This window comes from Flagellimonas pelagia (assembly GCF_003584135.1).
In the GTDB taxonomy this organism is placed as follows: domain Bacteria; phylum Bacteroidota; class Bacteroidia; order Flavobacteriales; family Flavobacteriaceae; genus Flagellimonas; species Flagellimonas pelagia.
On the sequence record NZ_QXFI01000018.1, the window covers coordinates 133996 to 149109 of the forward strand.

Below are 15114 nucleotides of genomic sequence, written 5' to 3' on the forward strand. Positions count from 1 at the left end.
GATTTCCATCGTAATCCCATCCTTGGAACAGCTTTTGCCATTCAAACGAAAAATTATTCCATGAGTTTAATTAATTCCGTACTAAAGGTTTTTGTAGGAGATAAATCGGAGAAAGATGTAAAAGCGCTCCAACCTTTGGTAAAAGAAATAAAATCCTTCGAGCAGCAGTTGGAAGGATTGTCGCACGATGAACTAAGACAGAAAACCGTCGATTTCAAGGCCAAGATCGCTGAGGACTGCAAAGAGATCAACGATAAGATCGCAGCCCTTGAAGCAGAAGTCGAAGCCTCCACTGACATCGATCGAAACGAAGAAATCTATACTGAAATTGACAAGCTGAACGAAGAGGCCTATAAAATTTCAGAAAATACCCTAAATACCATATTGCCCGAGGCTTTTGCCGTGGTCAAAGAAACCGCAAAACGCTTCGCGGCCAACGAAACCCTGACGGTAACCGCCACCGAGTTTGACAGAAAATTGTCCGGTGACAGGGACTATGTGACCCTAGAGGATGACAAGGCCGTATGGCAAAACTCATGGGATGCCGCCGGAAAAGAAGTAACCTGGGACATGGTCCACTACGATGTGCAGTTGATTGGAGGTATTGCATTGCACCAAGGTAAAATTGCCGAAATGCAAACGGGTGAAGGTAAGACCCTTGTGGCCACCCTACCCCTCTATCTGAACGCCTTGGCAGGAAAAGGAGCACACTTGGTAACCGTGAACGATTACCTTGCCAAAAGGGATAGCGCCTGGATGGGCCCTTTGTTCGAGTTCCATGGCCTTTCCGTGGATTGTATCGATAAGCACCGACCCAATTCCGATGGAAGAAGGGCCGCCTATAACGCCGATATCACTTACGGAACCAACAACGAGTTCGGTTTTGACTACCTACGTGACAACATGGCGCATACACCTGATGATTTGGTACAACGTCCACACCATTATGCCATTGTGGATGAGGTGGATTCTGTATTGATCGACGATGCCAGAACGCCATTGATCATTTCCGGACCTGTACCTGAAGGTGACCGACACGAATTCAACGAATTGAAACCCAAGGTTTCCGATATCGTTCAAAAGCAACGACAATATTTGACCGGGGTTTTGGCAGAGGCCAAACGGTTGATCAAGGAAGGGGATACCAAAGAAGGTGGTTTCCAACTGCTACGTGTACATCGTGGTCTTCCCAAAAACAAGGCCCTCATCAAATTTTTGAGTGAAGAAGGGGTTAAGCAATTGTTGCAAAAGACCGAGAACTACTACATGCAGGACAACAACAGGGAAATGCCCAAAGTGGATGAGGAACTGTTGTTCGTAATCGATGAAAAAAACAACCAGATAGAACTGACCGATAAGGGAGTTGAATACATTTCTGGCGATCAGGATAGAGACTTTTTCGTATTGCCTGATATCGGTAGCGAAATCGCCAAGATCGAAAACCAAAATCTGGAAATTGAGGAAGAGGCCGATCTCAAGGAAGACCTTTTCAAGGATTTTGCCATCAAAAGTGAAAGAATCCACACACTTACTCAATTATTGAAAGCCTATACCCTCTTCGAAAAGGATGTGGAATATGTGGTCATCGACAACAAAGTGTTGATTGTGGATGAGCAAACCGGTCGTATCATGGACGGTAGACGATATTCCGACGGTCTGCACCAAGCCATTGAGGCCAAGGAGAGCGTGAAGATCGAGGCCATGACCCAGACCTTCGCCACCATCACCCTGCAGAACTACTTTAGAATGTACAACAAGTTGGCAGGGATGACCGGTACCGCGGTAACCGAAGCTGGTGAATTTTGGGAAATCTATGAGTTGGATGTGATGGAAATCCCGACCAACAGACCTATTGCAAGACATGACAGACACGACTTGATCTATAAGACCAAGCGCGAAAAATACAATGCCATTATTGAAGAAGTGACCCAGCTTGCCACTGCAGGCAGGCCCGTGCTGATCGGTACCACTTCGGTAGAGATTTCAGAATTGTTGTCCAAACTGTTGAGCGTGCGTAAGATTCCGCACAACGTATTGAACGCCAAGCTCCATAAAAAAGAGGCCGATATTGTAGCCGAGGCCGGTAAATCGGGAGTGGTCACCATTGCCACCAACATGGCCGGTAGGGGTACCGACATCAAATTGACCCCAGATGTGAAAGAAGCAGGTGGTTTGGCCATTATTGGTACAGAGCGCCACGATTCCAGACGGGTGGACAGACAGTTGAGAGGTCGTTCCGGTAGGCAGGGAGACCCAGGAAGTTCCCAGTTCTACGTTTCGCTGGAAGATAACTTGATGCGTCTGTTCGGTTCGGATAGGGTCGCCAAGATGATGGACCGTATGGGATTGGAAGAAGGAGAAGTGATCCAACACTCCATGATGACCAAATCCATAGAGCGCGCCCAGAAAAAGGTGGAAGAGAACAACTTCGGTATCCGTAAACGTTTGTTGGAGTATGATGATGTGATGAACGCCCAACGGGAAGTGGTTTACAAAAGAAGGAAACACGCCCTTCAAGGAGATCGTTTAAAAGTGGACATCGCCAACATGATTTACGACACCTGTGAAGTGGTGGCGGAGACCAACAAAATGGCGGATGACTTCAAAAATTTCGAGTTCGAGCTGATCAAGTTTTTCTCCATTACGTCGCCCATTTCCGAGGAGGAATTCAAAAAAATGAGCTTCCAAGAAGTTGCAGGGACCGTCTATAAGGCCGCCTATAACTTCTATCAACAAAAAATGGAGCGAAGTGCCACTGTGGCCTTCCAGGTCATCAAAAAAGTGTTCGAGGATGACACCAACAAGTTCGAACGTATTGTGGTTCCCTTTACCGATGGCATCAAGACTTTGAACGTGGTGACGAATTTGGAGAAGGCTTATAAAACGGACGGAAAGCAACTGATCACCGATTTTGAAAAGAACATCACCCTTGCCATCATCGATGATTCCTGGAAGACGCATTTGCGTAAAATGGACGAGTTGAAACAATCCGTTCAATTGGCCGTACACGAACAAAAAGATCCCTTATTGATCTACAAGTTTGAGGCTTTTGAACTTTTCAAGGATATGATAGACAAGGTGAACAAGGAAGTGATTTCTTTCCTTTTCAAAGGGGAATTGCCATCCGAGAACACCAATCAGATCCAAGAAGCCAGAACGGTTCGCAGACCCAAGGAAAACCTTCAGACTTCCAAAGAGGAAATCCCGAACAGTGACGAGCTGGCTGCCCAGAACAGGGCTGCGGGCCAAACCCAAGGGCAAAGACCCCATATTACCGAGACTATTGTTCGTGAGAAACCGAAAATTGGCCGTAACGATAGGGTCACCATTAAAAACGTAATGTCGGGAGAGAGCAAATCCATGAAGTTTAAGCAGGCAGAGCCCTTACTCGATAAAGGGGAGTGGGTATTGGTGGAAGACTAAACCCTCTCATTCAAAATTTTAAGAGTGGCAGTTATTTATAGCTGCCACTTTTTTTATATCAAAAACATAGTTAGATTTACACCCTGAAACACCCCATTAAGTTTCTTTACTACCCCAATTTTCAACCTTTTGGTAGTAGAGGGTACAATCACGTGCAGCATATGAAAATTCCTGGTGAGGATAAATATCGATTACAAGATAAGATTGATTTGATACTAAAGGTTAACTATAGTTCTTCGATTTTTGCTGCCGTCTTCGGGTTGATCTGTTTTTTCCTTTTGGATATCAGAGGGGTAATCCCTTATGTATTTTTGGGCTACGCCTTTATCAACCTCATCAACACCTTAGTCTACAAGCAGCACAACAACTTAGTGCTCACTTATAACCTGACCTCCATACTCTCCATGATCGGGGCCATTATCATCACCATTTACAGCGGGGGCATCCAAAGTCCGTTCATTTTTGTGCTCGCCATTGTGGTCTTTGCGGGGTATGTGACCACCAAGGTGTTCGGCCAACTCTACCTGATCATCAATTTGGCGGTACTTACTATCCTGTTCCTTTATGATACCGGGGATTTCAAGATATCGGACAATACCGTTCCCATGGAATCCAGAAATTGGTTCGCTTTCTTGAGTGCCGTGTTCGCCGTGTATCTACTTGGGGGTGTATTTGGCAAAAACCTGCTTAGAGCCCATCATAAACTGTACAAATCCAGAAACGAGATCCAGGAACGCATAGAAGAGAAAGAAACCTTGCTCAAGGAAGTACACCATCGGGTAAAGAACAACCTTCAAACGGTCTCCAGTCTTCTCAGCCTGCAATCCCGGGCCATTGCCGATGAAAAGATCAGCAACATTATCAAAAGCAGTCAAAACCGTGTTGTGTCCATGGCCATGGTGCATGAAATGCTTTACAAAAGGGACGATTATCTTTCCAAAATAGAACTCAAACCCTATGTAAAGGAACTATGCGATTATCTAGTGCGTTCCGTAAAGGGCAGTAACAACAGTGTAAAGGTTGATTTGGATATCGACGAGCACAAACTCAGCATAGACACTGTTATTCCCTTGGGATTGATTATTAATGAAACTATTACGAATGCCCTCAAATATGGCATTACGGAAGGGCATGATGGGGAAGTCCACGTGTCGGTCCATAAGATTGGGGACAATCGTTTTGAAATGTACCTCGGCGATAATGGCATAGGGTATTCCGAGGACATCAACCCTAGGACATCCAATTCCTTGGGTCTTAAATTGATCTATAACCTCGCTAGGCAGCTAAGGGGTACCATCAGCCGCGATTATGACAAAAAAGGTACTTATTACCGCATAGAGTTCGAAGAGATCGTGGAAGAGTTCAACTCCGTGGATTGATCCCAGAAACAAAAGAAATAAAGAAGGCCGGTTTAAAACCGGCCTTCTTCTGTTATGAAATATGCTACTGCCTACCTATTTATCTTGAAATTTTTTCTCCCGTAATGAAAACACGATCGAAGCGATCACAAATGCCATGCTCAAAAACAAGGCAAAGGGAATCAGCAAACTTAAAATCATGATTAAGCCAATTTAGCTTTGTCCTTTTTGGTGGTGAAAGAAAGCTCTTTTTTAACCTTGGAATTTTTGAATTTGTACAATCTGGCAACCTCCCTGTTCTGCTTAACGGATGCATTAAGATCGATGTTCAACTCAACTCCCACAGTAACGGTATCTACCTTAACTTCTTTGGAAGTATCTTGGGCCATGGCCACGGTTCCGAAAAAAACTACTGCGATGATGGTTAAAATTGTTTTCATGATTTGGGTTTTTATTACGAAGTAAAATTACCCTCGCACCTACCCTGGATCAGATTTGTGTCGCTTAACGGACCAAAATTTTCGGTATAAAAACTTTTCTTGGTTGAAGTGCATTTTATCGACGACGAACGTTTTTGGGTCCAAAAACATCATACCGACAGCATGTGCATTTCATCGATCATGAAAATGTAGGGTGCTTTGTAAGTTGTTGATAATGAATGATATATTTGTAGGAAAAAGATTATATTTTCATTACATCGTGTAGGAAAATTGTAAGATTTTGAATTGTAAGGCAAATTTTAGTCCAAGGCAGAAATGAGGTCAATTCACAAATTTTAACACCCTTTCGTGTAATTCTTGGTATCTTAAAGCAACTAAGCAAGAAAGAACATGAACATCGTGAGAATTACATTTTTTACCCTTCTGATTTTGGTTTCGACCAGTTGCCGACCCAAAGAGAAATCTACCCAACCCGAAATGGCCCATCAAGAGCCTATTGAAAATCCAGAAACTCCCAAACTGACTCCTTCGGAATTACAGCAATACGAAACTGCCTATTTTGCCAGTGGCTGTTTTTGGTGCGTAGAGGCCATCTTTGAAAGCGTAAAGGGTGTTAAGGAAGTATATTCAGGCTACTCAGGCGGAACGGAGAAAAACCCTACCTATGAACAAGTTTCCTATGGTAAAACCCACCATGCCGAATCCGTAGAGGTATATTATGACCCAAAAGTGGTCTCGTTCACACAACTGGTACAAGTATTCTTTGGCTCTCACGATCCCACTACATTAAACCAGCAAGGACCCGACAGGGGCGCCCAATACCGTTCCATTGCATTTTATAAGAATGATGAACAGAAGAAGATTATCACGGATTATATGGCCAAATTGGAAGCGGAACACGTCTATGGCAGACCTATAGTGACCGAAGTGAAAAAGTTCGACAAATTTTATAGGGCCGAAGATTACCATCAGGATTACGAAAAACTACACCCGAACAACAGCTACATCCAGAATGTTTCCATTCCAAGGTTGAACCGGTTCAAAAAGAATTTCAAATCCTTCCTAAAGGAAGATGTGCATTAAGCTGAAGGCTTTGTATGGACGAAGAAGCGGATATCGCTTGAAGTAGAAGAATTGGCCTAGTAGAGAGGACAGCCGAAAGTAGGTGGTTCTTTGGGAATGGGAGGTCTTTTTAATTTTTAAGAACCACCTCGCTGTATTTGGAATTGATGCTGATGGACTTGCCATCCTTGTCATTGATGTGGTACCCTTTATACAAATTGGAACCATGACTTTTGGAAGATTGTAGTTTCAAGGCTTGGGGATACTTAAACCCTGACCCTGAGGTGGTTTCGTTTACGGAAATCACAAAGGGAGTAGCCGGTAATTTGCAATCCAACTCGCCATTTTCCACAGAAATATCCAACGTATGGAATCCATCGGAAACCGAATTGATGCTCAGGTTGCCGAAATTGTTCGTGACAGATGCCTTACTAGTCAACCTGCCGATCACCACATTGGATGATACGGCATTCAACTTCAATTCCTTTACTTCTTTTAGACTTACATCATCGGAATAATCGGTTTTTAATTTTCCGTAATTCCATCGCTGCACCACCACCGGCGAGTATGAGGCCCTGATGTCCGTCTTGTCGCCATCAATGGTAGAGGCAAGCAAGCTTGCGTAGGACAAGCTTGCATTGATGTTCCTCGTATTGGCAGCAAGTTTTACCTCGCCGTGCCTCACGTTCAAGTTTAGTTTCAGGTATTTCGGCATTTTAATGATGATGTGTTTCTTCACCTTGTACTCTTTGTTCTTACCATCGGATGAAAAGTAGAACACATTGGGAGCTACTCGCATGGCCCTGGCCTCTTCTATTTGCTGTCTCCTCACTTCTTCCCTTTGGTTTCTGAGTTCTTCACGTTGTTCCTGCAACTCTTCTCGCATTTCCTGGCGCATTCTTTCACGATCGGCCCTAAGCTCCTCACGTTGCTTTTTCATCTCCTCCATTTGTTCCTCACGTTCCTTGGCCATTTCTTCCATCTCCTTGCTCCACTCCTCAAAGTGCTTCTTGTAATCCTCGTCAAAGTTTTTGTCGAATTTCTTCTTCCACTCCTTCAAATACTTTTCCTTATCCTTTTTATAAGCATCATAATCAAACTCCATGTATGGCATCGGTGGCATTGGAGGCAAAATTGCTAGTTCGGGAAGAACAGCGATCTCAGGCATTTCGGGAATCTCGATATTCTCCATAATACGGGCCACGGAGGGAATTTCCGGAATGTTGATGTCAATGCTCCTAAAATCGAAAGCATAGGGTCCAGCTCCTTCGGTACTCACTTCAATTTCCTTGCTGTTGCCCATGATCTTGACCAGATCTTTATCCAAGTACGATTTGGCATCCTCATCGGGCACTCCATCCAATTCAATAGTTGCGGTAATTTCCACCTGGTCCTTGTCCCAGGTCACAAACTCAATATCGGCATAACTGGTATTGATGTTGAGTTCCGTGTCCTTGTCCACATTATAGGTTTCCTTGTAGGTCTTCGATTTCTCCTGTGCATGGCAGGTTAACCCTGCCAGCACAGCGAGTAATCCACTAAACAATATTAGACGATTCCTGTTCATTTTTTGATGATTTTAATTGATTCAACTTGGTTTTTAATTTTTGCAATAACTGTAGCCTAAGCTGTAGATTTTTGATAAGGGCCTCTATGGTTTGGTCGTTCGGACCAAATTCGTTCAGTTCGGCGTTCAACTTGTGATACTCGTCATTAAGTTCCGCCAACCGGTCCATATAGCTGTCCATAAGCTCCTTATTGTTCGGATCTATTTCCAAATCCGAAAGCTGCAGGTTGATGTTGGTCGTATAATAGGTCTCTATTTTTTTCAGGTCGGGGGAAAGATCGCCCAAGGATATGCTCTGCGCCTCACCGTTTGGGTTTTCCCGGTCTACTACGGTAATGTTCTCATCAGGGTCGATCTTATTGTCGGATACCACAAAAAAATATATTGATAATCCTAACACCACCACAACCGAGGCGGCAACCTGTAGCCACCAGGTAAATACCTTCTTTTTGGGAGGTGTTGACGGCAACTGCTCGTCCAATTTGGCCAAGAACCGCGCCTCGTGCCCTTTTTTTAAGCTATAGTGCTTTTGCTCCCTTTCCTTTTCAAACAAATCCCTTAGATCATGTGCCATAAGCCAAATCCTTTAGTTTATCCTGCAATTGCGCTTTTCCCCTCAGCAGTCTTGTGCGTGAGGCCGTTTCCGAGATGTTCAGGATTTCCGAAATCTCGCTGTGGTCATATCCTTCCACTAAGAACAATTGCACCACGTATTTATATTTTTGGGGCAGTTCTTCAATGGCCACCTTAACCTGTTCCAAAGAAATCCCCTCTTCAACTGTCCAACCATCTTCGTCCGTGACATGGAGGTAATTTTCATTGAGCTCCACGGTCTGCTGGTGTTTCGATTTCAAAAAATCGATGCTCCCGTTCACTACGATCCTTTTTAACCAAGCCCCGAAGGTTACCTCTCCTTTAAACTGGTGGATACGCTGAAAAGCCTTGATGAATGACTCTTGGAGCACATCCTCCGCATCGTCTGTATTCTTAAGGAACCGCATGGCCACACCAAACATACCATCACAGTACTGATGGTACAGTTTAAGCTGTGCCTGACGATCGTTCGCTTTACACCGCTCCACTAGCTCAATATGGAACACGCTCGGTTCTATGCTTGGTTTTTTAGTTGTTCATCATAAGGACGATACAAAAATGGCCTCGTTGCAAATTAGTGCGATTTTGAGTCATTTTTAACAAAAAAATCCCGAAGAGTTCGCTCAACGGGATTCTTTATCAAGTACTTATAAGACTTATTCGTCCAGTAATAAATTGAGATGTACCGTGATATTGTCACGTGTAGCTTTGCTGTAAGGACAGATTTCATGGGCCGCATTGATCAGGTCTTCCCCTGTTTCCTGATCTACCGTGGGCAAATAGGCATCCAAAGTGGCCTCTAGGTAAAAACCTTCTTCTTCCTTATTGAATTCTATGGTAGCCGTAACGTTAAAATCCCCTAGATCATCAATTCCCTGCTCCTTGGCAACGGCCTGCAAAGCTCCCGCAAAGCAAGTGGAATAGGCCGCCGCGAACAGTTCTTCGGGATTAGTGGATTTTGGGTCTGGCTTGCCCTTGGAGTTCGGCATTGTAATATCGAAGTCCAATACGCCATCTTCACTTTCTACATGTCCGGACCTGCCTCCTGTGTTGGTCGCCTTCGCTTCAAAAATAGTTTTCATTCGTTTCTTTTTAAGGGTTGATAAAAACCGATAGTATAAAACACATCGGTCATTAATCTGAAAAGTTACCAAATTGAAACTGGAAGTACCCTTAAACAGTTATTAAATTTATGTGAAATGGATATCGGCATCCATCGTTCGTCGTCTTCCCATTCCCATTAACAAACAAAAACTTTATACCTTCGTGATAAATCCTAAGGGACATACTCTTGACAAGCGATAAGAACATACCAACAAACACCATTTCAAAAATAAAGGCACTCCGTAAACAGGAAGTATCCGCGGAGGAGTTGACCGAAGGTATTTTCAATGGCAATAAAACCCAGTTGGCCAAAGCCATCACATTGCTGGAAAGCACCCATCCTTCCCATTATGAAAAAGCCAATACAGTAATCGAAAAATGCCTGGCCAAGCCCAATGCAAGCATCAGAATAGGAATAACCGGAGTCCCAGGTGTGGGTAAAAGTTCCTTTATCGAGACTTTTGGGACCTATTTGACCTCTTTGGGCAAAAAAGTGGCCGTTTTGGCCGTGGACCCCACCAGTTCATTGAGTAAAGGCAGTATTTTGGGAGATAAGACCCGAATGCAGGAACTGTCCAAGGATCCAAACGCCTTTATTCGCCCCTCCCCTTCGGGAACTTCATTGGGTGGTGTGGCCCGAAAAACAAGGGAGAGCATCATTTTATGTGAAGCTGCGGGATACGATGTAATCTTGGTGGAAACGGTCGGGGTGGGCCAGAGTGAGATTGCCGTGCACAGTATGGTGGATTTTTTCCTTTTGCTGAAATTATCCGGTGCCGGGGATGAGTTACAAGGCATCAAAAGGGGAATTATGGAAATGGCCGATGCCATCGCCATCAATAAAGCGGACGGAAGCAATTTGGAAAAGGCCGAACTGGCAGCAACCGAATTTTCCAGAGCCCTACATCTTTATCCCCCAAAGGCAAACGGATGGATCCCCAAAGTATTGAAATGCTCCGCAACAGAAAATACCGGAATCAAGGAAATTTGGGATGTAGTGGAAAACTTTGTGCAACAGAACAAGGAAAATGGTTTTTTTGATAAAAATAGGAAGACCCAGAACAAGAATTGGTTCCTACAGACCGTGGATGAACACATTAAACAGTTTTTTCATCAAAAGGAATCCTTTAAAAATGCCCAGATTGCTCTGTTGAAGGACATTGACGACAACAAAATTTCCCCGTTTTATGCGGCCAAGCTCCTATTGGATCAGATAACCAAGGAACTTTAAATAAAAGCGATAAATTTGCACAGATTTTATACTGAATGAGCACCGTTACCGATTCCCTTTTATCCATAGTGGTTCCTTTGTACAACGAGGAGGACAACGTGGTCTTGTTAACCCAGAAAATCCATGAAAGTCTTCCGGGGTACAACTACCAGATCGTCTATATCGATGATTTTTCCACGGACAAAACCCGCCAAAGGGTCAAGGAAATGGATGACGACAAGGTCCATTTGATCGAGCTGAAAAAAAATTACGGCCAAAGTCTCGCCTTGGCGGCCGGTCTTGATTACGCCGAAGGGGAATACATCATCACCATGGATGGTGACCTTCAGAACGACCCTTCGGACATTCCGCATATGCTGGAATATGCCGTTAGCGGTGAATATGATGTAGTCACAGGTATCCGACAAAAAAGAAAGGATTCCCTCGTCAAAAAAATACCATCCAAGATTGCCAATTTTATGGTGAGAAGGGTGACCAAACTGGATATTAAGGATAACGGCTGTGCCTTAAAAGTATTTACCAAGGACATTGCCAAAGGCTTGAACCTTTATGGCGAGATGCATCGATTTATCACGTTGTTGGCCTTTTTGGAAGGCGCCCAGATCAAACAAGTCCCCGTAAAACACCATGCACGCCATGCAGGGGTTTCCAAATACGGTTTGGAGCGGGTTTTCAAGGTGGTGGCGGACATGATGTTGCTGCTCTTCATCCGAAAGTATTTCCAACGCCCCATCCACCTCTTTGGTATTTTGGGCGTATTGTTGGTCATATTGGGTGTTTTCATCAATATTTATTTATTGATAGTGAAGCTAGGACTCGGAGAGGATATCGGAAGTAGGCCTTTGCTCATTTTCGGGATGATGTTCATTTTAGGAGGTATACAGTTGTTTACCATCGGTATTGTGATGGAACTCTTGATCCGCACGTATTACGAGTCTCAACAAAAACGACCATATCGCATTAAAAAAATCACGATAGGTGACGGAAAAGCTGCGTAAAAAGCTCATCACTGCCTTAAAACTAGTTGTAAGTGCAGCCCTGATCTACTTTATCTTCACGAAAATAGATCTGAAGGACGTTTTGGAAACCCTGAAGAAAAGCAAGCCTTTCTTCCTTTTCTTGGCCTTGGTATTTTTTGTGCTTTCCAAGATCTTAGCCACTTTTCGGTTGAATGAGTACTTCCATCAAATTGGGGCCAAAGTCTCGCATCGCAGCAATTTGAAACTCTATTTGTTAGGCATGTTCTACAATCTGTTCTTACCTGGAGGAATTGGCGGAGATGCCTATAAGGGATATGTGGTACAAAAAGCATTTCAGCCTGGGACCAAAAAAGTGGTCTCCAGTTTGTTGCTGGACCGCTTGAGTGGCATGTTGTTGCTTTTTATGTATGCTTGCTTTTTGGGAACCTTGTCCAAAAATCCATTTTTTGATGGCTTTGACTGGTTATTGATTTTGCTAATACCATTAAGTTTGGTTGCCTTTTGGTTCATGAACAAGCTGTTCTTTACCACCACCCTACCCGTTTTTTGGAAATCGTTCGGCTATTCTGCTCTAGTGCAATTGGCGCAGTTGGTCTGTGTGATTTTCATCTTGAAGGCGCTATCCATTTCCACGGATGCCATCGAATATCTTTTTGTCTTCTTGGTATCGTCCATCGTGTCGGTCATTCCATTGACCATTGGTGGCATTGGAAGTAGGGAGGTTACTTTTTTGTATGGGGCGGAATGGCTGGGTTTGGATGCAAGTACCTCCATCGGCATCAGTTTTACCTTCTTTCTGATTACGGCACTCACCTCCCTTTTTGGAATTCTATATCATTTCAAAAAACCGGAATTGGAATCGGTAGCCTAATTTAAATGCACCAAATGCATTTTATTGAGCTTTTCTTGGCGGGTATTCGGGTTCAGGAACTTGATCTGTAATCGGGTAATCCTAAACTGGTCCACCGTGATTTGATCATCCCACTGAATCCCTTGTTTGGAGAGTTGAGCCAATTCCTGATCGGTGGCATATACCCAAACATTCTTTTTGGATTTTAGTTCAGGGATGGAAACAATATTGACGGGATCTTTGTCGTAGAAATCCAAGGCCCAAGTATGTTGTTCGGAAACTTTGTAGATCTTGTCCACCGGAATATTTTGCTCCTTTACCTTTTCGGCCATGGTGGACCCGCCTTGGTATTCCAATAATTTTGGATAGAACTGGGCATTCATCAATCCGTTCAACAATATTGAACTAAATAGTGCCACGATCACAATTTTGGCGACCAATTCTTCTTTCTTCCAAATAAAACAGACAGTTAATGCGAGGGCAACTATCAAAGCTGTATATCCGTACCAGTGCTTCAATGGGAACACATAAAAACTGACCAACAAAACGAACACCACGACCAATCCCAATATAAAATATTGGAAGCCCAAAATCACTTTGGCCATTTTAGCTTTTTCCTCTTGAAACAGGGTATAGAGAAATGCTGCCGATAGAATTGCGTACAACGGCATTAAAATATTCATGTAGTGTGGCAACTTGAACTGGGCGAAACTGATGACAAAAAACAGGATGGAAATACCACCAAGTGTTATAAACTCCAGATTGGGTCGGTAAGCGAATTTCATCTTCCAAAAGGTTTTCAATTGATTCCAGTAGCCGATCAAGGCCAAAACCGTCCATGGCAGGAACACCCACAAAAAAGTGTGGAAGAAAAAGAAGAAATCGCTGCTGTTCTTCCCTACCCCTTCTCCGCTCATGCGTTCAAAGCTCTGTTCCCAAAAAATAAAGAAGATGCCACTGCGATGGTCTTTACCACGAATCACTTTTTCGGGATGTAGATCAAATTGATGGTAATACGCATACAGCATGGGTGCAATGGTCAACCCGAACACTACAACAGCCACCAACAGTTTCCAGTTGAGCAATCGGTACCATTTTCGGGTGTAGGCCAAATGGCACAATACGGAAATACCAATAACCACCAAGGCTATCTGTCCTTTGGTGGAAAAGGCCATTCCGGCCCCAAACGCACCCAAGACAATATTTTTCAGGGAATTCTTTTCAATATAGGCCACCAACTGCCAAATGGAAAATATGGTAAAGCCGGTGAGCACGGCGTCCGTACGTACATCAATATTGGCCAGCACCATCGTCTGGGCCGTCATAAAGATCAAGGAGGCGAATCTGCCCACATCTTTATTGTAGAGCAATTTTCCAAGGCCATAACAGCTATATGCACCCAACAAGGTGGACAGAATACCGGGAATTCGGTACGCCCAATCATGGATGCCAAAAATCTTATAGGAAAGGGCCGCCAACCAATAATGCATATGTGGCTTGTCCAGATACTCCTCCGGGCCTTTGAAAAGGCTTAAAAAATCATGTTCTTGGACCATTCGCATGGCCATTACGGCAAATTGGGCAGAATCATTCTCGAACAGGGTCACGAACATCCCGATGAGATACACCAGCACAATGAGGGCAATAAAAAACCAATACCGGGTGGTGGAGATCATGTCCCTATTTTTTGGAATGCAAATATAGCCAACTTGGCAAACAACCATCCGAAGAGCGAACCTATGAAAGCCCCCGTGATTACATCCAATGGATAATGTACGCCGATGTAGATTCTGCTATACGTCACGATACAGGCCCAAAGCAACAAAACCCAACTGATGTATTTCACCTTTTGATGGAACAAGACGATAAAAAACACGGCAGGCCCGAAGGAATTGGCCGCATGTGCCGAAAAATAACCGTACTGTCCACCACAGTAACTTTTTACCAAGCGCATTACACTGCTCACTTCTGGGTCGTGGCATGGACGCAAGCGACCCACCCCATATTTAAAAAAATTGGCCAACTGATCCGTACACGTAATCAAAAGCGCAACAGAAACCAAAACGATGGCGGTGTTCTTCCAACCCAAATGTTTGTAGGTAAGATATAATAACAGCAGATAAAGTGGAGCGGAATTTCGGGTGGTGGTCATGAACATCCAGAAACCGTCCCAAGTTTCCGTTCCCAAGCCATTGAGGAATAGGAAGAGGTCTTTATCGTACTGTAGGATTTGTTCGAGCATTATGCGTCGTATCTTGCCACTTCACGATCATAAAAAGCAGTAGCCGCCTCGATCAGACTTTCGGCTTCTTCCATCAAATCCGCTTCGTCCTCTTTGGAGAATTCCTCCATCCATTCCACTTCATCATTTTCCAAATTGATGATAAAACGCGGGTATTCGGTATGGACAATGAAAATGGCCTCGGGATAGTCCGTATTGTCGGCCAACAAAAATTTAGGTAGTTCCATGTGTGTTATCAATTTGGACCCAAATGGGTGATTTAC

The 15114-nt window shown here is 43.9% G+C and carries 14 protein-coding genes; 6 read left to right on the plus strand and 8 right to left on the minus strand.

The window, feature by feature from the left end:
* The first annotated feature begins 60 nt into the window (after positions 1-60).
* Both secA and D2V05_RS06995 read left to right on the plus strand, forming a co-directional pair.
* The gene (gene secA / locus D2V05_RS06990; protein WP_119646979.1) at positions 61-3423 is read left to right on the plus strand and encodes a preprotein translocase subunit SecA; all 3363 of its coding nucleotides are present in this window, start codon (positions 61-63) and stop codon (positions 3421-3423) included.
* Between the two features lie 161 nt (positions 3424-3584).
* A complete protein-coding gene (locus D2V05_RS06995) occupies positions 3585-4802 on the plus strand; it encodes a sensor histidine kinase (RefSeq protein ID WP_119646981.1) in 1218 nt (405 codons plus the stop codon).
* 182 nt (positions 4803-4984) lie between these two features.
* On the opposite strand, the gene D2V05_RS07000 is transcribed toward D2V05_RS06995, so the two are convergent.
* Positions 4985-5221, minus strand: coding sequence for a hypothetical protein (locus D2V05_RS07000; RefSeq protein ID WP_119646984.1), 237 nt, complete (start codon positions 5219-5221; stop codon positions 4985-4987).
* 390 nt (positions 5222-5611) lie between these two features.
* Between D2V05_RS07000 and msrA the strand changes: the two genes are divergently transcribed.
* Positions 5612-6304, plus strand: coding sequence for a peptide-methionine (S)-S-oxide reductase MsrA (msrA, locus tag D2V05_RS07005; RefSeq protein ID WP_119646986.1), 693 nt, complete (start codon positions 5612-5614; stop codon positions 6302-6304).
* Positions 6305-6413: 109 nt separating this feature from the next.
* Here the strand turns inward: msrA and D2V05_RS07010 are convergent, their stop codons facing one another.
* From D2V05_RS07010 to D2V05_RS07025, 4 genes are all read right to left on the minus strand, one after another.
* A complete protein-coding gene (locus tag D2V05_RS07010; RefSeq protein ID WP_147378244.1) occupies positions 6414-7850 on the minus strand; it encodes a CCDC174 family protein in 1437 nt (478 codons plus the stop codon).
* Complete coding sequence (locus D2V05_RS07015; RefSeq protein WP_119646991.1) at positions 7822-8424, minus strand: hypothetical protein; 603 nt, start codon at positions 8422-8424, stop codon at positions 7822-7824. Before D2V05_RS07015 ends, D2V05_RS07010 begins: the two co-directional genes overlap by 29 nt.
* Positions 8414-8950, minus strand: coding sequence for an RNA polymerase sigma factor (locus D2V05_RS07020; protein ID WP_119646993.1), 537 nt, complete (start codon positions 8948-8950; stop codon positions 8414-8416). Before D2V05_RS07020 ends, D2V05_RS07015 begins: the two co-directional genes overlap by 11 nt.
* Before the next feature lie 150 nt (positions 8951-9100).
* Positions 9101-9526 (minus strand): organic hydroperoxide resistance protein, encoded by a 426-nt coding sequence (locus D2V05_RS07025; protein ID WP_119640792.1) that lies wholly within the window; start codon positions 9524-9526, stop codon positions 9101-9103.
* A 209-nt stretch (positions 9527-9735) separates the two neighbouring features.
* On the opposite strand from D2V05_RS07025, the gene meaB reads away from it, so the two are divergent.
* From meaB to D2V05_RS07040, 3 genes are read left to right on the plus strand one after another with little or no spacing between them, the layout of a single operon-like run.
* Entirely contained in the window at positions 9736-10779 is a 1044-nt protein-coding gene (meaB, locus tag D2V05_RS07030) for a methylmalonyl Co-A mutase-associated GTPase MeaB (RefSeq protein WP_119646996.1), read from the plus strand.
* Positions 10780-10814: 35 nt separating this feature from the next.
* Positions 10815-11777, plus strand: coding sequence for a glycosyltransferase family 2 protein (locus D2V05_RS07035; protein WP_119646998.1), 963 nt, complete (start codon positions 10815-10817; stop codon positions 11775-11777).
* Complete coding sequence (locus D2V05_RS07040) at positions 11758-12630, plus strand: lysylphosphatidylglycerol synthase transmembrane domain-containing protein (protein WP_119647001.1); 873 nt, start codon at positions 11758-11760, stop codon at positions 12628-12630. The genes D2V05_RS07035 and D2V05_RS07040 overlap by 20 nt, the downstream gene beginning before the upstream one ends.
* On the opposite strand, the gene D2V05_RS07045 is transcribed toward D2V05_RS07040, so the two are convergent.
* From D2V05_RS07045 to D2V05_RS07055, 3 genes are read right to left on the minus strand one after another with little or no spacing between them, the layout of a single operon-like run.
* Complete coding sequence (locus D2V05_RS07045; protein ID WP_119647003.1) at positions 12627-14285, minus strand: ArnT family glycosyltransferase; 1659 nt, start codon at positions 14283-14285, stop codon at positions 12627-12629. The two genes, D2V05_RS07040 and D2V05_RS07045, sit on opposite strands and share 4 nt — an antisense overlap.
* Positions 14282-14851, minus strand: a complete 570-nt coding sequence (locus D2V05_RS07050; RefSeq protein WP_119647005.1) for a phosphatase PAP2 family protein — start codon at positions 14849-14851, stop codon at positions 14282-14284. Before D2V05_RS07050 ends, D2V05_RS07045 begins: the two co-directional genes overlap by 4 nt.
* Positions 14851-15078: a hypothetical protein gene (locus D2V05_RS07055; RefSeq protein WP_119640798.1), complete on the minus strand. Its 228-nt coding sequence runs from the start codon at positions 15076-15078 to the stop codon at positions 14851-14853. The genes D2V05_RS07050 and D2V05_RS07055 overlap by 1 nt, the downstream gene beginning before the upstream one ends.
* Between the last annotated feature and the right edge of the window lie 36 nt (positions 15079-15114).